Consider the following 25,468-nt stretch of genomic DNA (forward strand, 5'->3'; position numbering starts at 1 on the left):
CCAATGACCCAATGACCCAATGACCCAATGACCCAATTAGAAATTCGGTTTCAGTACATACTTCTCGTAGAAACGGAAGATATGCTGTACTGCTTCTTCAGGCGTGTCTACCACGCGGAACAGGTTCAGATCATCTGGACTGATATTGTGCTCGCTTTTCAGCATCTTTTCTTCAACCCATTCAAATAAACCCTTCCAGTAATCCACCCCTACAAAAACGATAGGGAAACGGGCAATCTTGCCGGTTTGTATCAGGGTTATGGCCTCAAACGATTCATCCAGCGTACCAAAGCCGCCCGGCAGGATAATGAAACCCTGCGAGTATTTCATAAACATTACCTTGCGCACAAAAAAGTAATCAAACTCCAGCAACTTATCCCTGTCGATATACTTGTTGTGGAATTGCTCAAATGGCAATTCGATATTTAAGCCTACCGATTTACCGCCGGCTTCGTAAGCGCCCTTGTTAGCGGCCTCCATAATACCCGGGCCACCGCCTGATATTACACCGTAGCCACGCTCGGTAAGTAACCTTGCGCATTCTTCGGATAATTTGTAAAAAGGATTATCATGATGCGTACGCGCCGACCCAAAAATGGATACACAGGGGCCAATTTTAGCCAGTTTCTCAAATCCGTCTACAAACTCGGCCATGATCTTGAATATCTGCCACGAGTCGGACACTTTTATTTCCTGCCAGTCCTTATTCTCAAACGCGCGTCTTATTTTATCGTCTCCAGTCATTGCTTTTTAGTTAGTCCGAAAGTCCGAAAAGACCGGAAGTCCGGAAGATTAATGTTAATCCGAATCAAGTAAGCCAAAATCCGGAGGGGTTCAAATGTAAGTTAAAGTTTGTTAATTATATTAAGATTATGCTGTTGCCAACTTGCCTGCCTTTTTCGAGGAAAAAATCCATAACCCGAAGAAAGTGATCAGCCCGTTTACAATGATCAGCTCGTTATCAAATACGTAGCCGCCTAATATTGTTTTAGAGTGAATGCTTAAAAAGTAGCATACAGCCGGCGATACCACGCAGATGAACGGTGTCAGTTTATCATAAACCTGTCGCTTGCTTACAAATAATCCGAAAGAATATAAGCCAAGCAATGGGCCATAGGTATATGATGCAACCTTAAAAATAGCGCCTACTACGGCATCATTATTTACGGCATTAAACAGCACAATGGTAACCAGCATCAACACCGAAAACGCAACGTGTACGCCATGGCGCGTAGTAATGGCAGCCTTGCTATTGATATCTGCCTTTTTTCGGAAACCTAAAAAATCCACACAGAATGAGGTAGTAAGCGCTGTAAGCGCCGAATCCGTTGTGGCAAAGGTTGCGGCAGTTAGGCCCAACATAAACACAATAGCCGGCAGTACACCCAGATATTTTAAGGCGATGGTAGGGTACAGGTAGTCCGTTTTTTCTACCACCACGCCATATTTAGCAGCATAAATATAAAGCAAAGCGCCAACACTCAGGAAAAAGATATTGATCACCACAAACACGGCAATAAAGCTGAACATGTTTTTCTGCGCTTCTTTAATATTTTTCAAGCTCAGGTTTTTCTGCATCAGGTCCTGGTCAAGTCCGGTCATACCGATGGTGATAAACAAGCCGCCTAAAAACTGTTTGGTAATATGCAGTTTACTGCTCAATAAATCGTTAAAGAAGAAGATCTTAGAATAGCTGCTGTTTTTAATAGCCTCGGTAGCCTGGAAAATATTCATATCCAAACTGCGGCATATAAAATAAATAGATAGGAATACCGACGTAACCAAAAAGAAAGTTTGCAGGCTATCGGTAATAATAATGGTTTTTAATCCGCCCTTAAAAGTGTACGACCATATCAGCACCAAACAGATGAGCACCGTTACCCAAAAAGGCACGCCATAGCTATCAAAAATAAATTTCTGCAATACAATAACCACCAGGTATAAGCGGAACGATGAACCGATGGTACGGCTCAATAAAAAGATCGCCGCGGCGGTTTTATAGCTCCAGGTACCAAGGGCGGTTTCGATATAGCTATAAATGGAGGTTAATTTTAGCCGGTAATATAAGGGCAGCAGTACGGTAGCAATGATGATAAACCCGGCCGCGTTCCCTAATATAAACTGAAAATAAGCGAACTGATCGCCGCTGGGGGCGCCTACTTTACCGGGTACGGATATAAAGGTTACACCACTCAAGGCCGTACCGATCATCCCAAAGGCTACCAGATACCATTTGGAGTTGCGGTTGGCCACAAAAAAGGTATCGTTATCTGATGCTTTGCGCGATGTGAGGTAGGAAATAACAATGAGTACCAAAAAGTAACCGATAATGAATGACAGAAGTATCCCTGGTGACATATGTGTTTTAATTTAGTCCGGAAGTCGGAAAGACCGAAAGTCCGAAAGATTTAGTTTATTAGTCCGGAAGTTCCAAATGCGGAAAGCCGGAAGTTTCAAATTTAGTTTAAAGTTTTACGCAAACCGTTTATCATCACTAATATTTCTTCACATTGTGAATAGACGCTTTTGAACCTTTGTTCATCTATCAAGTTCCGTCTTTGTGCCAAATATAAACAACCTACTACTTCGATATTTGATCGTAGCACATAACCTAAAACTTATTAAACTCCGCATTAGATTGACCGGTTGAACCTTCTGCAATGTTTAAGGAAACAGAATCAGCCGCACGTTTTATTTGCCCACTAAGAATAAATAACTCTTCCTTTGGAAAAGTTCTTGTCAAGTCATGCTCTATAGTTGACAGGTCTATTGCCTTTTGCCATACTTTCAGCTTTTCAAATTTAAAGCCCATATTTATTTAGATAAGGTTTGTGAAAAATGTATTGCTGCAATTTAATAGTTTTATCATAATTTAATTAGGCTTCCCTTTTTCTATCCTTCGAACTTCCGACTATTTCTCATCTTTCGGACTTTCGGTCTTTCCGACTTCCGGACTTTTCATACTTTCTCCCTATCTTCGCAGCTAAATGAATTTTTCATCGAAGCTGTTAGAGAATGCCGTGGCCGAATTTGCCAAACTACCTGGGGTAGGGCAAAAAACTGCTTTGCGCCTGGTATTACACCTGTTAAACCAGGACAAAGCCGATGTGGAGCGCTTTAGCGCTGCCATGACCAAGCTGCGCAACGAGATACAACATTGCAGCGTTTGTCATAATATATCAGATAGTAAGGTTTGCGAAATTTGCGCGGCGCACAAGCGCGACCATAGCCTGGTATGCGTGGTAGAGGATACACGCGATGTAATGGCCATTGAAAACACCAATCAATATCATGGTGTGTACCATGTATTGGGTGGACTGATCTCTCCGATGGATGGTATCGGTCCGGCTGATCTGGCCATTGACTCGTTAGTAGAACGTATGAAAACGGGCGAAGTTAAAGAAGTTATTTTTGCCCTAAGCGCTACCATGGAAGGCGATACCACCATTTTTTACCTCCATAAGCGTCTTAAAGATTTTGTTGTTACCATATCTACCATTGCCCGCGGTATTGCCTTTGGCGGCGAATTAGAGTATGTAGATGAGATCACACTTGGCCGTTCTATCGCTACCCGTGTCCCTTACGAAAATTCTTTGTCGCGATAACGAAATATTATTTCCCCGGTTTTTTGTTTGGTGATATTTTATGGCATAGCCTTTGGTATATTTTTTATCAGTAGTGTAACATATTTTAATATCTGCACGTAATCAGGTTAAATCTACTTATCTATGAAGCTATCTGTAATTGTTGTTAATTATAATGTTTGTGTTCTGTTGCGTCAGGCGTTAAACACCATTATACGGGCTTGCGCCGAAATAGAATATGAGATTTTTGTAGTTGATAACGCGTCTTCAGATAATTCGGTAAGTATGGTTGAGCGGGAATTTCCCCAGGTAAAGCTGATAGCTAACCGTAAGAATATGGGTTTCTCGCGTGCTAATAATCAGGCTTTGGTGCTGGCCGGGGGAGAGTACGTACTGCTCATTAATCCTGACACTATTACTAAAAAAGATACACTCCAAAAAACAATTGAGTTTATGGAGAAGCATCCGGTGGCCGGTGGCGTAAGCGTACGCATGATTAACCCGATGGGTGATTTTCTGCCCGAATCTAAACGCGGGCTAACCTCGCAATGGGCCACATTTTTTAAACTGACCGGTTTATCAAAAATGTTGTCGAAATCGCGTTTGTATGATCGTAACCATAAATATTGGGTAGAGGAGTTTGAGACTGCCGAGGTGGATGTTTTAAGCGCCACTTTTATGCTGTTACGCAAATCGGTAGTTGAGCGTACCGGTTTACTTGACGAGCGCTTTTTTATGTATGGCGAGGATATCGACCTGTCGTACCGGATCAGACAGGCAGGCTTTAAAAATTATTACTTCCCAAAAACATATATCATTCACTTTAAACAGCAAAGCATACACAAATATAGCTGGGCTTATATCAGGTATTTTTACGGCGCTATGTTTATCTTCGCAGGCAAATACTTGTTTAAAATGCCTCGTCTGCAATTAAAAACCATGGGGGCAATATTCTCGCCTTCCTATGAAGTTGAAAGATAAAACTGTAATCATCACCGGTGCTTCATCAGGCATTGGTAAATCACTTGCTTATGAATTTGCCCGCCGCGGCGCTAACCTTGTTTTGGGCGCAAGGCAATATGATGTGTTAGCCGAGGTTTGCGATGATCTGCAAAAGCAATACCCCATTAAAGCGGTAGCGGTTAAATGCGATGTAAGTGTTGAGGGCGATTGTGCCCATCTCATCCAGCAAGCCATGGCCACTTTTGACCGTATCGATATCCTGATCAATAACGCGGGTATTTCTATGCGCGCCTTATTTAATGATGTAAACCTGGATGTTTTGAAAACCCTGATGGATATCAACTTTTGGGGAACGGTATACTGCACCAAATACGCCCTGCCCGAAATATTGAAAACCCGGGGCAGCGTAGTAGGGGTATCATCTATAGCGGGATACAAAGGCCTGCCGGGGCGCACGGGTTATTCGGCATCAAAATTTGCCATGAACGGTTTCCTTGACGCGTTGCGTGTGGAGAATTTAAAAACCGGCGTACATGTAATGACTGCCTGTCCGGGTTTTACCGCGTCCAATATCCGCAACACGGCTTTAGCCAAAGATGGCAGCCAGCAAGGTGAAAGTAGCCTGGATGAGCAAAAGATGATGACATCCGACGAGGTGGCCCGTTTAATTGCAAACGGGGTAGAGAGCCGGGCACGTACGCTTGTGATGACAGGTCAGGGGAAACTTACCGTGGCCTTAAGCAAATTTATACCCGGTATTTTAGATAAACTGGTGTACAATGTTTTTGCGAAGGAAAAAGATCCTTTGCTGAAATAATCTCTTCTAAACCCCTAAAAGTTTGTCATTTCGAACGAGGTACGAGGAGAAATCTTCTACGAGCCGACTGTCTGCATGTAGAAGATTTCTCTCTACGTTCGAAATGACAACTGAAAGGCTACTCCACCGGCGTATACTGATGCAACCTCGATAGATCCAGCACAATTGTACCGTCATCATCCCTGTCAAAAGTGGGTTTAAATTTGGCATCCCAAACCATATCACTTGAATAATAAGCAGCGCGGGAATGCACGGTTTGCGAAAAAGTATCGTCAAAAGCTTTTAAAAGGATGCTGAAACTGGCCTCGGTCCTTTTTAATTCTTCAGGCGTCATTTCTTTAAGCGGGCTATTATCATCCAGCGGATGCACGATAGTCCAGCTGATGGTGAGGATACTTACCCGCCTGCGTTCCAGCTCCAGCTGAAAAAAGCGGCGGACAGGTTTGCCATCCACTTGTTCGTTGTAGGAAAATACCACCTCTACACTTAAATCAATCAGTATATTTTTTCGCACGTTAGCCAGGCGAAACATTAAACCTTTACCATCCTGGTAAGGCGCTACCAGTAAGTTTTTGCTATAGCGGATCTTAGCTGATGGCCTGGAGAAACGCCCGTATAACAAGCCGGTAGCCAAAGCAAAGGCCAGTAAGCCCAGCATCGATTCGAGCGCGGCAACACTGTTGGCCACCATTCCCCGTGGACTGATATGCCCATATCCAACCGTCGACATGGTTTGCGCCGAGAAAAAGAAGGCGTTAAAAAAATGGTCTATTTCGGTATTTCCATCGGTACCATAAAGGCCGTCGGCGCCAATAGCTACATAAATACAGGCGAAAATGATATTTACAACCAAATACCCCGATAGTACAATCAGCCAGAATTTACCCCAGCCCATGCTGATGAGGTTGTGGTAATTATCGGCAGTATTAAAAAATGAAGTCCCCCTGCGCCGCACATTAACCGATCCATCGCGGTTAAGCAGTGGCTGGCTTTTCATCACCGGCTGTGAGCCGAAGCCCAGATCATCTTCGGGGTTAACTTTTCTGCGTTGAGTTATTGGCATGCTGTAAATTTATATAATCCGCTTGCTTTTAGTAAAAACAATTTACATATTTGCTGCACAATAAAGAAATGCAAATATTAAACAACAATTGGTGGTGGCTTAACGAGAGATCGTAAGGCATTCCCATGTTTGTTGCTATAGCTATATGAGGGTTGCCAATACGGTAACCCTTTTTTATTGGCCCCCCGGCCCCCTAAAGGGGGAGTATGAGGGAGCAAAGTAAAAATTAAAGTATAAAAATTCCCCCTTTAGGGGGGTAGGGGGCTATATGAAAAGCATATTAAATCACTTATTCGAACACAAAACATTCAGTCACGAGCAATCGAAGGAGGTACTGACCAATATCGCGCTGGGTAAATACAACAACTCGCAAATGGCGGCTTTTATGACGGCCTATTGCATGCGCAGTATTACCGTAGACGAGTTGGAGGGCTTCCGCGATGCGATGCTGGACTTGTGCCTGCCCGTTAAGCTGGATGCTGATGAGGTGATAGACCTGTGCGGTACCGGCGGCGATGGTAAAGATACGTTCAATATCTCTACCCTGGCATCGTTTGTGGTGGCTGGCGCGGGGTATAAAGTGGCTAAGCACGGCAACTATGGCGTGTCATCCGGTTGCGGATCATCAAACGTGATGGAGTTTTTAGGTTACCAGTTCACTAACGATACTGATGTGCTGCGCCGCAATATCGACGAAGCCAACATCTGTTTCCTGCACGCGCCGCTGTTCCACCCGGCTATGAAAACGGTAGCGCCTATCCGCAGGGAATTAGGGGTGAAAACGTTTTTTAACATGCTTGGTCCGCTGGTAAACCCAGCAAGGCCCGGTAACCAGTTGGCCGGTGTTTATAACTTAGAACTGGCCCGCTTATATGCTTATCTGTACCAAAAATCGGATGTAAAATATACGATCCTGAATGCGCTGGATGGCTACGATGAAGTATCGCTTACCTGCGATTTTAAAACCTTTAGTACCGATGGCGAAAAGATCAATACGATAGAGTCCCTTGGTTTTGAAAAACTGGATCCGGCGGAAATAGTAGGGGGACATAGTGTAAGCGACTCGGCAAAGATATTTAGCGATGTATTGAGAGGGGAAGGCACAGCTGCGCAAAACAATGTGGTGTTGTGCAACGCGGCGCTGGCTATCCGTACCATTAAGCCCCAAAAAACATTTGCCGATTGCTTTTACGATGCCGAGGAATCATTACTTAGCAAAAAAGCATTATCCAGTTTTGAAAATTTGATTAGCAGGAACTAATGAAAATAAAAGTTTGCGGTTTGCGCGAGGCGGGGAATATTGAAGCAGTGGCAGCGTTAAAGCCGGATTATATGGGTTTTATCTGGTATACGCAATCGCCGCGATACGTGTATCGCCTGCCAAAGGATGTGCTGGCAAATTTGCCAGCCGGCATCATAAAAACCGCCGTTTTTGTAAACGAAAACGTAGATATCATCAACGCGTTGATCCACGAGTTTGATTTTAACGCGGTACAATTGCACGGGCAGGAAAGCCCCGAAACCTGCGCGGAGTTAAAGCAGGAGGTGCAGGTGCTGAAAGCTTTTGGTATTGATGAGCAATTTGATTTCGGGCAATTGCAGGCTTATGCAGGCAAAGTTGATTACTTTTTGTTTGATACCAAGACAGAAAAGCATGGCGGATCGGGCAGGGTATTTAACTGGGATGTGCTGAACGAGTATCAACTGGACGTGCCGTTCTTTTTAAGCGGGGGCCTGAGTCTGGAAAACCTGGCCGAAGTAAAAAACATTAAACATCCCGCCTTTTATGGTGTTGACCTGAACAGCCGCTTTGAAACGGCACCGGGAATGAAGGATATAGATAAATTGAAACAGGCGTTTGCCATGCTTAATAAATAGAGAAGGGCAGGGTGTCACCCTGAGCCTGTCGAAGGGTGCGTGCGCAGGCTTGCCCACCATGGTTCGACAAGCTCACCATGACACCCCTGTATAATTTGAAAAAGAAATATGAAATACGGAGTTAACGAACAAGGCTATTACGGCGACTTTGGCGGGGCATATATCCCCGAAATGCTTTACCCTAATGTAGAGGAACTGAGGCAGCAATACCTGTCGGTTATTAATAGCGAGAGCTTTAAAGCCGAGTTTAACCAACTGCTGAAAGATTATGTAGGCCGCCCATCGCCTTTGTATCACGCTAAAAGATACTCTGAAAGGTATGGCGCTAACATCTTCCTGAAACGGGAGGACTTGAACCATACCGGATCGCATAAGATTAATAATGCCATCGGGCAGATCTTATTAGCCGAGCGCCTGGGCAAAAAAAGGATCATTGCCGAAACCGGTGCCGGGCAGCATGGTGTAGCTACAGCTACTGTTTGTGCTTTAAAAGGGATTGAATGCGTGGTGTATATGGGCGAGATTGACATGGAGCGCCAGGCGCCTAACGTGGCCCGTATGAAAATGCTGGGCGCTACGGTTGTCCCCGCTACATCTGGCAGTAAAACGCTGAAAGATGCCACTAACGAAGCCATGCGCGACTGGATAAATAACCCGGTGGATACGCATTACATCATTGGTTCGGTAGTTGGGCCTTATCCTTATCCCGAAATGGTGGCCCAGTTTCAGTCTATTATTTCATTGGAAACTAAAAAGCAATTGCTGGAGCAAACCGGTAAGGACCTGCCCGATTACGTACTGGCCTGTGTAGGTGGTGGCAGCAACGCCATGGGGATGTTCTATCATTTTTTGGATGATGAAAGCGTGAAGCTGATAGCCGTTGAGGCTGCCGGCAAAGGTGTAGATAGTGGTCACTCGGCAGCTACTACCTTTTTGGGTAAAGAGGGCGTGCTGCATGGCAGCCGCACCATTCTGATGCAAACCGATGATGGGCAGGTGGTAGAACCATACTCCATTTCGGCCGGACTGGATTACCCCGGTATTGGCCCGCAGCACGCGCATTTGTATAAAATAAAGCGGGCCCAATATGTCAGCATTACCGATGAGGAATCCTTACAAGCAGGCTTGTTGTTATCACAAACGGAAGGCATTATCCCGGCTATTGAAAGCGCCCATGCTTTTGCCTATTTAGAGAAGATGCAGTTTAAGAAAGATGATAACGTGGTGATCTGCCTGTCGGGCAGAGGAGATAAGGATTTGGATACTTATATTAAATATTTCGGCTACTAAGAAAGCCAAAAGTCTAAAGTCCAAAGCTTTCTTTTTAGACTTAAGACTCATTACTTATAACTTAAGACTTAAAATGAACCGCTTAAACAAGCTCTTTTCTGAAAAGAAAAACGATATCTTATCTATCTATTTTACCGCCGGTTATCCCGATTTAGGTAATACTGTAGCCATTGCTGAAGCTTTGGAAAAAGCCGGCGCCGATTTTTTAGAGATCGGTTTCCCGTATTCAGACCCGGTGGCCGATGGCCCAACTATACAGGAAAGCTCGCAAAAAGCGCTGGATAACGGCATGAACCTGAATGTGCTTTTTGAGCAGTTAAAGAATCTGCGCAGCAAAGTAAGCATCCCCATTTTGCTGATGGGTTATTGCAACCCCATGATCCAGTATGGTGTCGAGCGTTTCTGCAAAACAGCGGCCGAAGTTGGTGTAGACGGCCTTATTGTCCCCGACCTGCCGATGTACGAGTACGAGAATATGTACAAAGATACCTTCGCCAAATACGGTTTAAGCAACATCTTCCTGGTTACCCCGCAAACCGCCGAGGCGCGCATTCGTAAAATTGACGAGTTGAGCAATAGCTTTATCTACCTGTTATCATCGTCATCCATTACCGGTGGTAAACTGGACGTATCTGATGCCATTGAAGATTATTACAAACGCATTAAAGCCATGGAGTTGAAAAATCCACTGATCATCGGTTTCGGAATTTCCGGCAATGCGGCCTATAAAAAGGCGACTGAATATGCTACCGGCGCTATTGTAGGCAGCGCATTTGTGAAGTATTTAGGATCAAGACCGGATTATTTGGAAGGGATAGGGGAGTTTGTGAAGATGATCAGGTAATAAACAAGTCTTTAACCAATTTGTCATTGCGAGGTACGAAGCAATCGCACACCCAAAGAGCAGATTTGTATAGTTCGCGATTGCTTCGTACCTCGCAATGACAGAGTGGATCTTCTGTTCTCTTCGAGAGGCCCTGCGGAGACAAAAACAAAAAGGTGATGCTATCCGACGGATAGCATCACCTTTTTGACGAAATTTAGTATTAATCCTCGCTTTTTACTTCCGGCTCTGCGTTATCGGGCCTCTCTACGGTAATGGTACATTCAGTTAATAATGCGGCCATAGCACCTACGGCAGCCATCACCGGGGCTAACAACACACCTACAAAACCATAGCTAAGCGGGAAGCTGATTAATTCTTTCCCTGTACTATCACTAATGGTGATCTTGGTGGCATTACCTTCGGCAATGATCTCTTTTATTTTTTTCATCAGCGATTCGCCACTGATGGTAAATGATTCTTTAACAGGCATGGTTTTAGTTTTTAAAGGTGTGCATTTTCATTTTGATGCCTGCTAACCGGAATTGTTACAGATTAAAAGAAAGTCATGCCGAACTTGTTTCGGTACCCCATCATAAGAGTAGGTTTGCATAGTATACCCTTGCAAGTGGGGGGCTGAAACAAGTTCAGCATGACATATTATATTTATAAATACAGTTCCAACTCGCCCTTGCCTTCACGTATCACCTCAAACTCGCCGTTGGTACAGTCAACCACGGTTGATGCCACGTTACCACCGTAGCCGCCATCAATTACCAGATCTACCTGTTCCTGGTACTTCTCATAGATCAGTTCGGGGTCGGTGGAGTATTCCATGATCTCGTCATCATCTTTAATAGAGGTAGACAGGATAGGGTTCCCCAGTTCTTTGACGATACAGCGGGCAATATTATTATCGGGTACGCGGATACCCACCGTTTTTTTGTTGGAGCTTAACAGTTTGGGCACATTGCCGCTGGCATTAAATATAAAGGTAAAAGGGCCGGGGAGGGCCTTTTTCAACACCCGGTAAGTGGTGTTATCTATGGGTTTAATATAATCGGATATATGGCTCAAATCGTAGCATACAAAACTGAAGTTGGCCTTCTCAGGCTTAATACGCCTGATGCGGCAAATAGCCTCGATAGCCCGGTGATTGGTAATATCACAACCTAAGCCGTAAACCGTATCGGTAGGGTAAATGATCAGGCCGCCTTTACGCAGCACATCCACTACCTGTTGTATGGTTTTCTCGTTCGGGTTTTCGGGGTAGATCTTGATGAGCATAATGTAATAGCAAATAAACCAATAAAAGGTTTAAAAAAGAAAGGTCATCCGTTTTAATGGATGACCTTATATAATTATATGACCGAAACTAATTAACTAATCTCCAGTCACTAATCTCTACTTACGCTTGTTTAGCAAACTGAACGTTGATGATCAACTTAATGTCTTCGCCAACAACGATAGAGCCAGCTTCGGTAACGCCATCCCAGGTAAGGCCAAACTCTTTACGGTTGATCTTGCCGGTGATTTCGAAACCGGCTTTGGTGTTGCCATAAAAGTCGCCAGCGGTACCGCCATGCTCAACATTAAGTTTTACCGGTTTAGTTATGTCTTTAATGGTCAGGTTGCCTGCCAGGGTATAGTCATCGCCATCTTTGGTAAAAGAAGTTGATTTGAAAGTGATCTTCGGATATTTCTCCGCGTCAAAAAATTCTGCCGATTTCAGGTGCCCGTCGCGTTGGTCCTGGTTGGTATCAATGCTATTTACATCTAAGCTAAAGGTGATATCAGCGCCGGTAAAATCTTCGTTTTCTGTTTCCAGGCTGCCTTCAAAGCTTTTGAAAAAGCCGGTTACGGTAGATATAACTAAGTGTTTTACTTTAAACTGTACTTCTGAGTGCATTGGGTCTAAAACCCATTTGGTTAATGTTGCCATGATATTAAAAATTGTGTTGTTTTAAAATGTTGAAACAAAGATAAATACAAATATGTGTTTAAACATCTATTTGTATTAAAGATTACAATTTGCCGACATATTACACAAGATGATAACAGCATGCGGCTTTTGATGTTTGCACAGGACGGATTTGTTAATGTTAAGCAGCCTTAATTTAAGTAAAACTTAACATTTGCTTAAAAGTGTGAACATAGCAGCAGGCTACCTTTACGGCAGGAAAGTTTAGTGATTTTAGTTAAAATGCGAACGGCAAACTTTAATATAAAACTCCTTGCAACACTGCTTTTTCTGATCTTCAATCAGCTACCCGCTTATCCCCAATCCATTCCCCTGCACAACGGCTTTGCCCACAACGATTACTGGCACAAACGCCCCTTGTTCGACGCGCTGGAAAACGGTTTCAGATATATAGAAGCAGATATTTTTTTGGTAGACGGGCAGTTGGTAGTAGCGCATGTATTTCCCTTTTTTAAAGGCGGCCGAACATTGGAGAAACTATACCTGCAACCCTTGTTTGAGCAGGTTAACAGTAAAAGGCAGCCTTATGTAAACACCGATGCCCCTGTTACTTTAATGATTGATATTAAAACCGGCGCCAACAGTACTTACGAAGCCTTAAAGCCTTTGCTGGATAAATACAAATCCATATTATCAAGCTATGAAAACGGACGGTTTGTGCAAAGGGCGGTAACTATTGTGCTATCAGGCCGCAAACCCTTGCGCATGGTTAAACAGGAAGCCAGCCGCATGGTATTTATTGATGAAGACCTGCGGCGTATGGACAGGGATAGTTTAGGCACTGCGGTTTACCCCATGACAAGCTGTAACTATAATTCGTTTTTAAAATGGGATGGCCAAGGGGAGATGCCCACTGCCGAACGGCAAAAACTATGCGCCTATATTAAATTAGCACACAGGTACGGTAAAAAAGTAAGGCTATGGTCGTCGCCCGAGAACAGGGTGGTATGGGCCGAATTATTGCGCTGTGGGGTAGACCTGATCAACACCGACCGCCTGGCCGACCTTAAAAACTTTTTGAATACAACCTGGGCCAGCAATGTAAATTAAATTCCCTCAGGCCAGGCTATAAGTTTGGTAACCTGCCAGGAGTTGCAGGTCGTCAAAATAAACGCCGGCCAATTGTTCCCAGCCAAAAGCGCTGCTGTATTGTAAGCCCTTACTAACCATTTCCCGGTGTAATGGCGGGTTGTGGATAAGCTGTTCAATTTTTTCCACGTAGCAGGCTGCGGTATAAGGGGCGCATTTAAAACCGTTAATCCCCTGTGTTATAAAATCTTTTGAACCTCCGCCATCGGCAATTACACAGGGCAGGCCCGATGCCATCGCTTCTAAAACCACGTTACCATAGGTTTCGGATACCGACGGAAATACAAAAACATCAGCCGAGGCATACAGTACCGATAACTGTTCATGAGGTATTTTACCAAGAAATACCGCATCAGGCATACGGGTTTCGCAGGCCTTCCGGGCTGTACCATCGCCGGCTATTACCAGGTTAAATGGCTGATGTTTGCCTTTTAATACATCATAAATATTAAACAAGGTTTCCAGGTTTTTCTCCCACACCAACCTGCTGGCAAATAGTATAACCGGGTTATTATTGCCGGTTATTTGCTGCATCCGGTATTTATCCTTTTTACCTGGCGAAAATAAGCCGGTATCGATACCGCGTTTCCATATTTTCAACCTGCTGTTATCAATCCCTATTTCCGCTAACTCGGCCGCAATACTTTCGGCCGGTACATAAACCACATCGCACTGGTTATAAAACTTGCGCTGGCCTATTACCATTTTTGCTTTCACAAAATCTATCAAAAAGGGTGTTTTTTTCAGGTAATAATCAATGTAAGACAGGAAGTGCGTATGATAGATGGAAATAACAGGCAGGCCGTACTGGCGCGCGTATTTAATGGCAAACTCGCCCAAAAGCGATGGCGTGGCAATATGCACTACATCGGGGTTAAAGCGGTCTATTTTTTCTTTCAGGCTTTTTTGCACGAGGGCAGGGACAGCCATTTTATAAGTAGCATTAATGGGAAGGGTAAGTGTAGGCACATGTACACATTCAAAGCCATTTAACCCGCCGGAGCTAACGCCGCAAAAAAACATGAACTCAAATTGTTCCGGCATTATCCGCCTGATCAGTTGGAACATCGTACGGGTAGCGCCATCATGCTCTTCAATCAGTATTTCTGCAAAAAAGGCAACTTTTATCTTTTTCATGGCCGGTAAGCTATTGCAAAGCTAAGCCGCCCGTGTAATTTGCAGATTAAGTTAATATTGTGTTTATCATCAACACAAAAACAAAAAGGGAGCAACCGCTCCCTTTTTGATATCGTAGTCAAAAATGACTCAATGACCTAATGACTCAATGACCCGATTAGGCCAAAACTTCCTTAACGCGCTCTGCCGCTTCTTTCAGCAATATAGCCGAGAATACTTTCAGGCCCGAGTTATCTATCAGTTCTTTCGCTTCCTTAGCGTTGGTGCCTTGTAAACGGACAATGATAGGTACGGGGATGTTGCCAATTTCATGGTAAGCATCAATAACGCCCTGTGCTACACGGTCGCAACGTACAATACCACCAAAGATATTGATCAGGATAGCCTTCACGTTAGGGTCCGAAAGGATGATGTTGAAACCGGCTTTAACAGTTTGCGCATTGGCGGTACCGCCTACGTCTAAAAAGTTAGCAGGTTCGCCACCGGCAATTTTAATAATATCCATGGTAGCCATGGCTAAGCCCGCGCCGTTCACCATACAGCCAACGTTACCGTCAAGCTTTACATAGTTCAGGTTCGATTTACTGGCTTCAACCTCGGTTGGGTCTTCTTCCAGTGTATCGCGCATAGCGGCATAGTCCGGGTGGCGGTATAAAGCGTTATCGTCCAGATCAACTTTGGCATCAACGGCTAATATTTTATTGTCTGATGTTTTCAATACCGGGTTAATCTCAAACATAGATGAGTCGGTAGCAACATAAGCTTTATATAAAGCGGTTACAAATTTCACCATCTCCTTAAAAGCATCGCCCGATACGCCTAAGTTAAAGGCAATCTTGCGCGCCTGGAAAGGCTGTAAACCAACTTTAGGGTCAATTTCTTCTTTAAATATCAGGTGCGGGGTATGCTCGGCGACCTCTTCAATGTCCATACCGCCTTCGGTGCTGTACATCACAATGTTGCGGCCTTTGGCACGATCCAGCAATACGCTGATGTAAAATTCTTTGGTAGGGGTTTCGCCGGGATAGTAAACATCCTGGGCAACCAGTACTTTGTGTACCTTCTTGCCTTCGGCGCTGGTTTGCGGGGTTATCAGTTGCATGCCAATGATATTGCTTGCGCGTTCCCTAACTTCGTCAAGGTTTTTGGCCAGCTTAACACCACCGCCTTTACCACGGCCACCGGCATGTACCTGTGCCTTAATAACTACCCAATCCGAATTGTAATCAGCTTTCAGTTTTTTAGCAGCTTCAACAGCCTCGTCAGGTGTGTTGGCTAAAATGCCTTCCTGTATCCTAACGCCAAAACTTTTTAATATTTCTTTACCCTGGTATTCGTGAATATTCATGTGTTTTGAAGAATTTGCGGTAAATCTACAATTTTTGTGGGAGATGGCAGTTAAAGATGTTGAAATTATTGCGTGATAATTTAACCACAAAGTACACAAAGAGAGAACCACAAAGTACACCAAGCTATGTGTTGATATAAATGATAAAACCTTTGTGCCCTTTGTGTTAGTTAGTATGATATTTCTTTGTGTCCTTTGTGGTTAAATTCGACGGCAATTAAACCAAAACCCCTACCTTTACCCCATGCTTAAAGCAACAGCTATCCATAAATCATACGGTAACCTGCATATTTTAAAAGGGGTTGATCTTGAAGTGAAAAAAGGCGAGATAGTAGCCATTGTAGGTGCATCCGGCGCGGGCAAAAGCTCGCTGCTGAATATTTTAGGTACGCTGGATAAACCCGATGCAGGGCATATTTTTTTCCAGGGGCACGAGATCAGTAAACTCAACAGCACCGACCTCAGCAATTTCCGTAACCGTAAAATTGGCTTTATCTTCCAGTTTCATCATTTATTGGCCGAATTTAACGCGGTAGAGAATGTATGTATCCCCGCCTTTATAGCAGGCACACCAAAGGCTGCGGCCGAAAAACGGGCCATGGAATTATTGGATATGCTGGGACTAAGCGATAGGGCAAGCCATAAGCCCGGGCAGCTTTCGGGCGGCGAGCAGCAGCGTGTGGCTGTGGCCCGCGCGCTGATCAATAAACCCGACCTGATCTTCGCCGATGAGCCATCAGGTAACCTCGACTCGGCCAATGCCCGCGATTTGCACGAACTGTTTATTAAACTGCGCAAGGAGTTTGACCAAACCTTTGTAATAGTTACCCATAACGAAGACCTGTCCGACTTGTCTGACCGTAAGATCACGATGAAGGATGGTTTAATTACTGCCATATAAGTTGAAAATATTAATCACAAGCGCTGCATCGGGGATAGCCTACCAGCTGAAAAATAAGTTAGCCGGGAATGACGTTGTGCTGGGCGATTATGCCGAACTGCCTGTCCTGATGCTGAAAGCCGGAAATATGGTTGTGTTACCTGCGCCGGCCGATCCATCGTACGCGCATAAAATGCTGACCTTAAGCTTGGATAATCAAATAGCGATTATTTATGCCCTGCAACCGGTCGAGTTTGACCTGCTAAACGAAGCCGCGCTTTTATTTAACGAATACGGAATAACCATTTTATCATCAGCTGATGAAATACAGTGATATAGACCCGCGTAAAACCGCTTTTATATTTGAACTGGATAATGTGCTTTATCCCCAAAAGGATTACCTGTACCAGGTGTATTACCTGTTTGCCGGCTTTTTAGAGTATACCGAACTGCTGGATGCCAAAGTATTGCTGAACCTGATGGTGAAAACATTTGAGGAGGAGGGAAGCGATGCTGTTTTTAACCGGGTGCAGGAAAAATTTAAACTGGACGAAAAATATCGTTTCAACTTTGAGCACCTGCATAAAAAAGCCGAATTGCCTTTAAAATTACTGCTGTATGCCGATATGCTGAAGCTGATGCAGGAGATTGTGATCGACCGGAAAAAGCTGTTCATTGTAACCAATGGCGACCCCGAACAGCAGCTGAATAAACTGAAACAGGTAGAGTGGCATGGGCTTGAGAAATACCTGGTATGCTATTTTGCTGATGAAGTAGCCCCCAAGCCCGAACCGGATATGATTTATAAACTGATCAGCGACCATCAATTGCAGCGCCGCGAGATAGTAATGGCCGGGGATGACGACGCTGATGTACTTTGCGCGCAAGCTTGCGGAATAGATTTTATTTATGCTCAGGAGTTCATATCTTTATAAAAGCAACTTCTCGTTGTTTTATTACGTTTAAAGTATGTTTATATAAAGTATTGAATATGAAAAGAATATTTTACTTCGCTTTGATCTTGCTAACAGGTGTTTTTGGTGCCTGTAAAAAACATAAGGTTGATCCGGATAGCCCGGATGCACCAGGTTCAACACTCGACCTGATCAGGGACTCGATCTATTTGTACACTAAAGAGGTGTACTATTGGTCGGATGGCATACCTGATTATGCTACTTTTAAGCCACGCAATATCAATGGCAGCACCGATCTGGCTACTGTTACAGCCGAAGTTAACCTGCTTTCGCAATTTAAAATTAACCCGGCAACCAGCCTGCCTTATGAATATGTGGCCAGCAGCCCCGGTGTGGCCAAATACTCGTTTATTGATAACGGCCAAACCAGCACCGCGCTGGGCGGTACCAAGGTTGATTTTGGTTTTGCTATAACAGCTATCAGCGCTACCGATTTTAGGGTAAGATATGTATATGCAGGTTCGTCAGCCGGTATTGCCGGTTTGCACCGCGGCGAACAGATAACCGGTATAAACGGCCGCACCGGGCTGGATCTTAATGTAACTGCCGATTATAACTTTGTGATTAACGCGTTGGGCACCACTCCCATTAACCTTACTTTAAAACGTGGCGATAATACCACTTATACAGCATCGTTAACGTCGGCTACTTATACAGTTAACCCGGTATTGCTGTATAAAACATTTGATACAGGCACCGGGAAAAAGGTAGGTTATATTGTATTTAACACCTTTACTGCTCCTGCTAACGCGCAGGCTAAGCTGGATGAAGCCTTTACCAGTTTTACATCTGCAGGTATTACCGATTTGGTGGTTGATCTGCGTTACAATGGTGGCGGTTATGTATCTACAGCCGAATATCTGTCTAACCTCATCGTTCCAACGGCTAAGAATAACACTTTAATGTATAATACCTTTTTTAATGCTACACTACAAAGCGGGCAGGAACAATTGCTGAAGAAACAGTTTTTCCGCGATGCAAATAATGTATTATATAACTATGGGCAAATTGATTATTCGGTAGCGGCCAATGCAGAGAATTTCTCCAAAAAAGGTACATTAAATATCAGCCGGGTATTTTTTATCGTATCAGGTTCAACCGCCTCGGCAAGCGAACTGGCTATCAATAACCTGCGATCGCAAATGGATGTTAAGTTAATAGGGACTAATACTTACGGTAAACCTGTTGGTTTTTTTGCGATCAATATCAATAGCTACCAACTATATGTACCCGAGTTTGAAACCAAAAATTCGGCCAACCAGGGTGGCTATTATACGGGTATGAATCCCGGAAGTACCGATTATCCGGGCTATAATGATAAGGATGACCTGACAAAGGATTTTGGGGACGCTACTGAGGGCCTATTGGCACATGCCTTAAATTATGTTAAAACCGGTACGTATGGTACCGCTTTAAAAATACAAAGTTCTGATGGTCAGCCAGTTGTTAATCGTAACGTTGGGCAGGAAGAATTTAACGGGATGATAATGGATAAAGGCCTAAGGATTAAAAAATAAAGTCCCGATATAAGATATATGGGTATAAAGGCTAAGGTATTTCCTTAGCCTTTATATTTTTTATATCAAAAAAATATTATTAATAAATTTACATGGTAAACACTAATATGCCGGTTATAACGTATATAGTGAACTAACCCCGATTAAAATGAAAAAAATACTGTTTGTTGCAGGTGTATTAGTGATGATGTTTGCAGCATGTTCAAAAAGCAAACCAGACGAAACCCCAACTCCGCCTGTCACCACAGCTTCAGCTTTAGATTTAATGCGCGATTCTGTTTACCTGTATGCCAAGGAAGATTACTATTGGTACGATGGCCTGCCTGATTATGCTACTTTTAATCCCCGCTCGTTTACCGGTTCAACAGACCTGGCTGCTTTGCAGGCCGAGGTGAATAAATTATCCCAGTATAAGATCAACCCCTCAACCAGCTTGCCTTACGAGTATTATTCGGCAAGTCCGGGTACTGCCAAATATTCGTTTATTGATGATGGCACAGCATCGGGAAAGTTAAATGCGGTTACAGGCGATTTTGGTTTTGCGCCATTTTACGATTCATACACCGGGAATGTTAATGTATATGTAAAGTATGTTTATCCAGGCTCGCCTGCAGATTTGGCCGGGATAAAACGCGGATACCAGATCACCAGTATAAACGGGCGTACCGATCTGGATGGTAATGTAAGTGCAAACCTTACGTTTTTATTAAACGCTTACAGTAATAGCAGCACCATTACCATGATCCTGAAAAAGCCGGATGCTACAACCTTCACCGTTACATTAAACACGGCTACGTATAAAATAAACCCGGTAATTACCTCTAAGGTGATAGATTTGGGCGGCGGTAAAAAATTAGGGTATATTGTATTTAACAGCTTTGTAACGCTAAGCAGCACACAAGCAGCGCTGGATGCTGCATTTAGCGCGTTTGTAACAGCCGGGGTTACCGATTTGGCGGTTGATCTGCGTTATAACGGTGGGGGGTATGTAGAAACAGCCGAGTACCTGAGCAACCTGATTGCCCCAACCTCGGTTAGTGGTTCTACCATGTATGCGGCTTATTATAACCCTACGCTGATGGCTAATGCCGAAAAGCTGCTGAAAAACCAGGTACGTAAGGATGCTACAACCGGGCAGGTTTACAACTATAGCCAGATAGATTATTCTTTGGCCGCCAATACCGAAAAATTCTCTAAAAAAGGGACGCTGAACATTAACAGAGTGTTTTTTATTGTAACAAGCGCAACCGCGTCGGCCAGTGAACTAACTATTAATAACCTGCGCCCGTATATGAATGTACAGATGATTGGCAGGACCACTTACGGAAAACCTGTAGGCTTTTTTGATATCGAGATTAACAAATACCAAATGTATATCCCCGAGTTTGAAACTAAAAATTCATCGGGGCAGGGCGGGTATTATGCCGGTATGACACCGGGAAGTACAGATTATCCGGGTAAACTAATTAGTGATGATGTAACCAAAGATTTTGGCGACCCCACAGAAAAACTATTGGCGCAGGCCATAAATTATGCTAAAAACGGGGTTTACTTAACCTCAACCGATCTGCAGATTCAAAGCACCGAAACCGGCAGTACAAAACTGACAACCGATGCTATTTATCAAAAATTAAGCAGTAAGGAGTTTAACGGTATGATTATGCAGAGGCATATATTGAAGTAAACGTAAAAAACCAATTCATAAAAAAAGAGGCCGTATCAAAATACATGATACGGCCTCTTTTTTTATGGTTTCCTATCCTATCAGGATGCCTTTATATACTAATATAATAGCTGGCATCAAATACGTGCCCGTGCTCTACTTTTTGTATACCTTCTTTTTGCTTAAACTCAACAGGCGCACCAGCCTTGTCGGCATGGCCCAGCCAGGGTTCAATACATACAAAGTCGGCGCCGGTTTTGGCCCATATCCCCAGGTAATTAAAATGCGGGAACTGCACCGAAATGCTTTCATCGTGCTTGTGGCTTTTGATGGTTACCTGGCGCGATTTCATGTTTTTAAAAACCAGCGCGTCGTTAATAAACAGATCGTGGGTTAATTGCAGGTTTTTGCCATCCAGCTTTGCCGGTTTGGTTTCGCCGCTAAAAAAGCCCTCGGGCGATATCAGGTGTTCTACCATGGGCTCTTCGGTTTCAAATTCCAGGTAGTAATCGTCGTAGCTTTCACCCGGGTGAAAAGGCACGTTAAACGCGGGGTGCCCGCCCACCGAGAAGTAAACGGTTTTGTCATCGCGGTTTATCACTTTAAAGGTTACCCGCAGGGAATTATCGATCAGATCATATATAATATGCAGGTCGAATTTATAAGGATAAATGGCCAGTGTTTTTTCGCTGTAGGGGAGCGAAAGTTTAGCATGGTTGCTGTCAGCCTCGATCAATAAAAACTCCGAGTACCGGGCAAAGCCATGCCTTTGTGTTATTTCGTAAGGTTTACCATCTACAATAATTTGGTTATTGATCAACGAGCCAATAACCGGGAACAGGTTGGGCGAATGCCATGGCCAGGCTTCACCTGCCTGCCACATCAGTTCAACACCGGTAGTTTTGTTAATTAATGATGATAGTTGCGCGCCTTTAGTATCAATAGCGGCTTTCAGGAATTCATTCTCAATAATAATCATAAATGAAGGTTTGTGCCAATATATCAAATACTAACATTTTAATCATCATCAAGTTTCTTTTTCTTTTCCAATATCACAAAAGCGCTGCGTTTTGGGGCAGGCATAATGGCATCTTCACCTTTTACATACTTCCAGATCACCTCGTTCAGGTCAATATCAGGCGCCGAATCTTCTTTAGCAAAATTCCACAACTCCGACCGGCGGCTGCTTTCGTTTACGGCCACATTGCGTTGCTCTAAATCAACCTCGGCGGGCTTAGCGGTAAATGGCGTAAAATCAGGTGTGTTAGTAAAACATTCGAATAACGGCATAGCGGCGGCATCATACTGGCTCATCGGCGGCAAGCCTAAAATTAGCTCCATGGTGCGCAATACACCCGATGTAGAATACATGCCATGCACCACAGCCTTGCGTTTAACGTAGGGGCCAATCACATAAACCGGCGAACGGTGGGCATCCACATGATCGGGGCCGTTTTGGGCATCATCTTCCAGGATAAATACTACCGATTCTTTCCAGATAGGGCTATGCGACAGGTGTTCGATAAACCGGCCAACGGCCAGGTCGTTATCCGCAACAGCGGCTATAGGAGAAATTTTACCTTTCTTTTGCCCGCTGGTATGATCGTTCCCTAAGCGCACGGTATTAAACTGGGGTACAGCATTTATTTTTAACAAGGAGTCAAAATCATGTTCCCATATTTCTTCGCGCAGCTGATCTTTGATATCCAGCGTAAACCCCGGGGATTTTACACATACATGGCCCTGCAACGATTTAATGTTTGGTTTGCCATTTTCTGCAAACTCTCCGTAACTACGGTAGCTCACACCGGCGCGTTTACAATAATCCCAAATGTAACCATCCTTGGGGTCACCAATTTTGCGTGTACCTTCGCCGTCATAATTCCCACCGCGGCCACCATAGCTGGTAGGCCATGTTTTTTCAATAAAATCGGTAGCGTAAGCAGCCATGCTCCAGTTATGGCCATCGCAGCTTACTTCAGCATCTACATAAAAATTATCGGCCAATACATAGTCGGATGCTATGGCATGCAGGTTAGGGGTTACTTTCCGCGGGAAGATACATAATGCGCTATCGCCGTTACCCTGCTTCATATCCCCCAAAACCTGGTCGTAGGTACGGTTTTCCTTAATCACATAAAACACATGTTTGATAGGCGATTTATCGCCCACCTTGCGCGGGATGGGGTTGCCGGCAAGGCCATCGGCTAAGTCAGCTTTGTCGTTTGTGAACAGGGTGTTGGCGTATACCTGTTTGGTGTATACTTTCAACTGATCGGCATTGGGCGCATCGATAAACGACATGGTGCCTTTAAACAGGCCCCCAATGTATTGCTCGCGGCTGTTGGTAGATCCAATATGGTGACCACTATTATCGGTTTTCCTTACCGGTTGTGGCCCGTTAGGATTGGCCATAGAAGTAAAGCCCTTGCCGTTTGAAACAATGATTTGGCTGCCCAGCGTTTTTACGTTGGTTGGGTACCAGCCAACGGGGATAAAGCCCATGCTTCGGCTGCTGCCCGGGGTGCTGATATCAAATACGGCCAGGCAGTTATTATCGGCATTGGCAATATATAGGGTCTTCTCGTTTGGCGATAGCGCCAGTCCGTTACTGGTTGAGCCTGTCAGTTTTGTAGGATACAGCGCGGTAGAAACTGTTTCCAGCACTTTGCTGTTTTTAGTGCTGATAATGGATACACTGTTATCGTTGGCATTGGCTACAAACAGCAGGGTTGCTTTTTTATTCAGCAATAACTCATTAGGGTGGTTGCCTGCTTTAATATGGCCTTCCAGTTTTTTTGATACGGTATTATAAATAGCCACTTCTTCGCCGCCCCAAAGGGATATGTAAAGCGTTTTTTCGTCGGGCGATAGCAGGCAGCTATAAGCTTCGGCGGCCAGTTTAGTTTTACTGATAACGGTTTTTGTAGCCGGATCGATGGTATAAAGGGTATTGTCTTCTTTGGTAACAGTATATAAAATGCTGTTATCCCGGGTTATCGCCATCCCGGTAGTGCATATTTTATTTTTAGGCCAGGGATTGCCTAAGCGGATGGTATCCGCTGTGCCCAATTTATTATCGCGGATAGGATAAACCACAATACAATTATTATTGCCGCCCGATGCATACAGCGTTTTTTCATCATTACTGATAGCCAGGCCATACCATGATTTATCAATGATTTTGGTATCCAGAATTTTTTGGTTACGGGCATCAATTAACTGTACAGATTGGGTGCTTTGTCCGTTATTGGTTACCGCCATTAGTTTGCCGGACGAAGACAATTGGATATTCAGGGGCAGGTCTCCAAGCGGCAGTGAAGCATGGCCCGCCGGACTTAATTTCCAGCCGTTGGGTAGTAATACCTGGTTGGTATTGGCTATTTTACCGGGTGTTTGTGCAGCGCAAAGCTGAATAGAGCAGGCAAAAACCAGCAAAGCATAATTAAAGTTTTTCATCATCAGTCAGATAGTGAGTCAAAGCTAAGAAATTGTCGTGAGGGAAAAGGGACTTAACAGAAACTTAACCATGATTTAAGACCATGATTACAGGATTGAAAGGTTTACACGATGGTATTAAGATCCTGTCCGTCCTGAAATCCTTTAATCATGGTCGAGTTTACACGATGGTATTAAGATCCTGTCCGTCCTGAAATCCTTTAATCATGGTCGAGTTTAATAACCGACCGGATCACCGAATCCTTTTGGGCCGGCGATAATTTATAGTTAAACTTAAACAACGCGCCTTCAAAATCACCATAGGATGGATTGGGCAGTACGATATATTTGTTACCAAATTGTTTCCGTAGTTTTTGGGTGGCGGCATCACGGTTTTGTTCGCTGGGGTGGTTATCGTACAATAGATCAAAATCGGCCAGGTTATCGCCGCAAAGCAGTATAATGTTGTACTTTTTTAATACCTGCTGCCTGCGGCTTTCCTTGCTGGATGATGTGGTTTTTAGCAACAGGTGCGCGTCATCGGCATTGGGTAAATGATATAGCTGCAGGTTTTTCAGGGTTCCGGCGCGTTCATCCTCATCGCGGTTGGTGATATAAAATATTTTAACACCTTTTGCAGCGGCATATTTAAAAAACGAAGGGGCGCCCGGTACCGTATCGGCAATACCCTGGGCAGTCCATTTTTTCCAGGCCTTGGTGTCAAAATCCTGGTTGTTAATGGCCGCGCGGGCATCTTCAGGACTGTTATCCAATAAGGTTTCGTCAATATCGGTTACTATGGCCAGGGGTTTACTGCCTTTATGCTTTATAGCGGCGTCAACACGTAGGCGTGCTATATTATAAGCCTGGAAACACAGGGCCTTATACTCGGCGGCGCGTTGCTGGTACAAGGATGCCCATACCTTGCCGGCGTTAACTGTTGATAAGTTTGGATTTTGTGCAAACGTATTTAATGCAAGGCAAAGCAATGCTGCGCAGATAGGGGATTTAATTTTCATGGTG

At 44.2% G+C, this 25,468-nt stretch carries 24 protein-coding genes and 1 pseudogene; 13 read left to right on the forward strand and 12 right to left on the reverse strand.

The window, feature by feature from the left end:
• Nucleotides 1-36 precede the first annotated feature (36 nt).
• From AC07M6_RS20065 to AC07M6_RS20075, 3 genes and pseudogenes are all read right to left on the reverse strand, one after another.
• Nucleotides 37-744 carry an LOG family protein gene (locus tag AC07M6_RS20065; RefSeq protein WP_494892532.1) on the reverse strand — a complete coding sequence of 236 codons (708 nt, stop codon included), beginning with the start codon at nucleotides 742-744 and terminating at the stop codon, nucleotides 37-39.
• A 126-nt stretch (nucleotides 745-870) separates the two neighbouring features.
• Complete coding sequence (locus tag AC07M6_RS20070; protein ID WP_494892534.1) at nucleotides 871-2,358, reverse strand: sodium:solute symporter; 1,488 nt, start codon at nucleotides 2,356-2,358, stop codon at nucleotides 871-873.
• A 101-nt stretch (nucleotides 2,359-2,459) separates the two neighbouring features.
• Nucleotides 2,460-2,812 (reverse strand): annotated as a pseudogene (locus AC07M6_RS20075) (four helix bundle protein).
• Nucleotides 2,813-2,987: 175 nt separating this feature from the next.
• Between AC07M6_RS20075 and recR the strand changes: the two are divergent.
• The 3 genes from recR to AC07M6_RS20090 all read left to right on the forward strand — a co-directional run bounded on the left by recR (nucleotide 2,988) and on the right by AC07M6_RS20090 (nucleotide 5,364).
• A complete protein-coding gene (recR, locus tag AC07M6_RS20080) occupies nucleotides 2,988-3,605 on the forward strand; it encodes a recombination mediator RecR (protein WP_494892536.1) in 618 nt (205 codons plus the stop codon).
• 123 nt (nucleotides 3,606-3,728) lie between these two features.
• Complete coding sequence (locus tag AC07M6_RS20085) at nucleotides 3,729-4,565, forward strand: glycosyltransferase family 2 protein (RefSeq protein WP_494892538.1); 837 nt, start codon at nucleotides 3,729-3,731, stop codon at nucleotides 4,563-4,565.
• On the forward strand, nucleotides 4,549-5,364 hold the full coding sequence (locus tag AC07M6_RS20090) for an SDR family oxidoreductase (RefSeq protein ID WP_494892540.1): 816 nt from the start codon (nucleotides 4,549-4,551) through the stop codon (nucleotides 5,362-5,364). The genes AC07M6_RS20085 and AC07M6_RS20090 overlap by 17 nt, the downstream gene beginning before the upstream one ends.
• A 118-nt stretch (nucleotides 5,365-5,482) precedes the next feature.
• On the opposite strand, the gene AC07M6_RS20095 is transcribed toward AC07M6_RS20090, so the two are convergent.
• Complete coding sequence (locus tag AC07M6_RS20095; protein ID WP_494892542.1) at nucleotides 5,483-6,427, reverse strand: ion channel; 945 nt, start codon at nucleotides 6,425-6,427, stop codon at nucleotides 5,483-5,485.
• A 268-nt stretch (nucleotides 6,428-6,695) separates the two neighbouring features.
• Here AC07M6_RS20095 and trpD point away from each other — a divergent pair, with 268 nt between their 5' ends.
• The 4 genes from trpD to trpA all read left to right on the forward strand — a co-directional run bounded on the left by trpD (nucleotide 6,696) and on the right by trpA (nucleotide 10,439).
• On the forward strand, nucleotides 6,696-7,688 hold the full coding sequence (trpD, locus tag AC07M6_RS20100; RefSeq protein WP_494892544.1) for an anthranilate phosphoribosyltransferase: 993 nt from the start codon (nucleotides 6,696-6,698) through the stop codon (nucleotides 7,686-7,688).
• Nucleotides 7,688-8,305, forward strand: coding sequence for a phosphoribosylanthranilate isomerase (locus AC07M6_RS20105; RefSeq protein WP_494892546.1), 618 nt, complete (start codon nucleotides 7,688-7,690; stop codon nucleotides 8,303-8,305). Before trpD ends, AC07M6_RS20105 begins: the two co-directional genes overlap by 1 nt.
• A gap of 108 nt (nucleotides 8,306-8,413) precedes the next feature.
• On the forward strand, nucleotides 8,414-9,595 hold the full coding sequence (gene trpB / locus AC07M6_RS20110; RefSeq protein WP_494892548.1) for a tryptophan synthase subunit beta: 1,182 nt from the start codon (nucleotides 8,414-8,416) through the stop codon (nucleotides 9,593-9,595).
• A gap of 73 nt (nucleotides 9,596-9,668) precedes the next feature.
• Nucleotides 9,669-10,439 (forward strand): tryptophan synthase subunit alpha, encoded by a 771-nt coding sequence (trpA, locus tag AC07M6_RS20115; RefSeq protein ID WP_494892550.1) that lies wholly within the window; start codon nucleotides 9,669-9,671, stop codon nucleotides 10,437-10,439.
• A 202-nt stretch (nucleotides 10,440-10,641) separates the two neighbouring features.
• Here trpA and AC07M6_RS20120 read toward each other — a convergent pair whose 3' ends face one another.
• The 3 genes from AC07M6_RS20120 to AC07M6_RS20130 form a co-directional block, all read right to left on the reverse strand.
• The gene (locus AC07M6_RS20120) at nucleotides 10,642-10,911 is read right to left on the reverse strand and encodes a DUF4342 domain-containing protein (RefSeq protein WP_494892552.1); all 270 of its coding nucleotides are present in this window, start codon (nucleotides 10,909-10,911) and stop codon (nucleotides 10,642-10,644) included.
• A gap of 173 nt (nucleotides 10,912-11,084) precedes the next feature.
• Nucleotides 11,085-11,705, reverse strand: a complete 621-nt coding sequence (locus tag AC07M6_RS20125) for an L-threonylcarbamoyladenylate synthase (RefSeq protein WP_494892554.1) — start codon at nucleotides 11,703-11,705, stop codon at nucleotides 11,085-11,087.
• Nucleotides 11,706-11,826: 121 nt separating this feature from the next.
• Nucleotides 11,827-12,360: a YceI family protein gene (locus tag AC07M6_RS20130; RefSeq protein ID WP_494892556.1), complete on the reverse strand. Its 534-nt coding sequence runs from the start codon at nucleotides 12,358-12,360 to the stop codon at nucleotides 11,827-11,829.
• 261 nt (nucleotides 12,361-12,621) lie between these two features.
• On the opposite strand from AC07M6_RS20130, the gene AC07M6_RS20135 reads away from it, so the two are divergent.
• On the forward strand, nucleotides 12,622-13,449 hold the full coding sequence (locus AC07M6_RS20135; RefSeq protein WP_494892558.1) for a phosphatidylinositol-specific phospholipase C/glycerophosphodiester phosphodiesterase family protein: 828 nt from the start codon (nucleotides 12,622-12,624) through the stop codon (nucleotides 13,447-13,449).
• A 6-nt stretch (nucleotides 13,450-13,455) separates the two neighbouring features.
• On the opposite strand, the gene AC07M6_RS20140 is transcribed toward AC07M6_RS20135, so the two are convergent.
• Nucleotides 13,456-14,625: a glycosyltransferase family 4 protein gene (locus tag AC07M6_RS20140; RefSeq protein WP_494892560.1), complete on the reverse strand. Its 1,170-nt coding sequence runs from the start codon at nucleotides 14,623-14,625 to the stop codon at nucleotides 13,456-13,458.
• A 157-nt stretch (nucleotides 14,626-14,782) separates the two neighbouring features.
• Nucleotides 14,783-16,018 (reverse strand): ADP-forming succinate--CoA ligase subunit beta, encoded by a 1,236-nt coding sequence (gene sucC / locus AC07M6_RS20145; protein ID WP_494892594.1) that lies wholly within the window; start codon nucleotides 16,016-16,018, stop codon nucleotides 14,783-14,785.
• A gap of 199 nt (nucleotides 16,019-16,217) precedes the next feature.
• On the opposite strand from sucC, the gene AC07M6_RS20150 reads away from it, so the two are divergent.
• The 5 genes from AC07M6_RS20150 to AC07M6_RS20170 all read left to right on the forward strand — a co-directional run bounded on the left by AC07M6_RS20150 (nucleotide 16,218) and on the right by AC07M6_RS20170 (nucleotide 21,028).
• Nucleotides 16,218-16,874, forward strand: coding sequence for an ABC transporter ATP-binding protein (locus AC07M6_RS20150; protein WP_494892562.1), 657 nt, complete (start codon nucleotides 16,218-16,220; stop codon nucleotides 16,872-16,874).
• A 1-nt stretch (nucleotide 16,875) separates the two neighbouring features.
• Nucleotides 16,876-17,187: a hypothetical protein gene (locus AC07M6_RS20155; RefSeq protein ID WP_494892564.1), complete on the forward strand. Its 312-nt coding sequence runs from the start codon at nucleotides 16,876-16,878 to the stop codon at nucleotides 17,185-17,187.
• Nucleotides 17,174-17,788: an HAD family hydrolase gene (locus tag AC07M6_RS20160; protein WP_494892566.1), complete on the forward strand. Its 615-nt coding sequence runs from the start codon at nucleotides 17,174-17,176 to the stop codon at nucleotides 17,786-17,788. Before AC07M6_RS20155 ends, AC07M6_RS20160 begins: the two co-directional genes overlap by 14 nt.
• A 56-nt stretch (nucleotides 17,789-17,844) precedes the next feature.
• Nucleotides 17,845-19,344: a S41 family peptidase gene (locus AC07M6_RS20165; protein ID WP_494892568.1), complete on the forward strand. Its 1,500-nt coding sequence runs from the start codon at nucleotides 17,845-17,847 to the stop codon at nucleotides 19,342-19,344.
• 148 nt (nucleotides 19,345-19,492) lie between these two features.
• Complete coding sequence (locus AC07M6_RS20170; protein ID WP_494892570.1) at nucleotides 19,493-21,028, forward strand: S41 family peptidase; 1,536 nt, start codon at nucleotides 19,493-19,495, stop codon at nucleotides 21,026-21,028.
• 91 nt (nucleotides 21,029-21,119) lie between these two features.
• Here the strand turns inward: AC07M6_RS20170 and AC07M6_RS20175 are convergent, their stop codons facing one another.
• The 3 genes from AC07M6_RS20175 to AC07M6_RS20185 all read right to left on the reverse strand — a co-directional run bounded on the left by AC07M6_RS20175 (nucleotide 21,120) and on the right by AC07M6_RS20185 (nucleotide 25,464).
• Complete coding sequence (locus AC07M6_RS20175; protein ID WP_494892572.1) at nucleotides 21,120-21,986, reverse strand: aldose 1-epimerase family protein; 867 nt, start codon at nucleotides 21,984-21,986, stop codon at nucleotides 21,120-21,122.
• A gap of 38 nt (nucleotides 21,987-22,024) precedes the next feature.
• Nucleotides 22,025-24,469, reverse strand: a complete 2,445-nt coding sequence (locus tag AC07M6_RS20180; protein WP_494892574.1) for a bifunctional YncE family protein/alkaline phosphatase family protein — start codon at nucleotides 24,467-24,469, stop codon at nucleotides 22,025-22,027.
• Nucleotides 24,470-24,666: 197 nt separating this feature from the next.
• Nucleotides 24,667-25,464 carry a 5'-nucleotidase, lipoprotein e(P4) family gene (locus AC07M6_RS20185; RefSeq protein ID WP_494892576.1) on the reverse strand — a complete coding sequence of 266 codons (798 nt, stop codon included), beginning with the start codon at nucleotides 25,462-25,464 and terminating at the stop codon, nucleotides 24,667-24,669.
• Nucleotides 25,465-25,468: the final 4 nt, after the last annotated feature.

The organism is Mucilaginibacter sp. GW821-FHT07H05 (assembly GCF_059418485.1).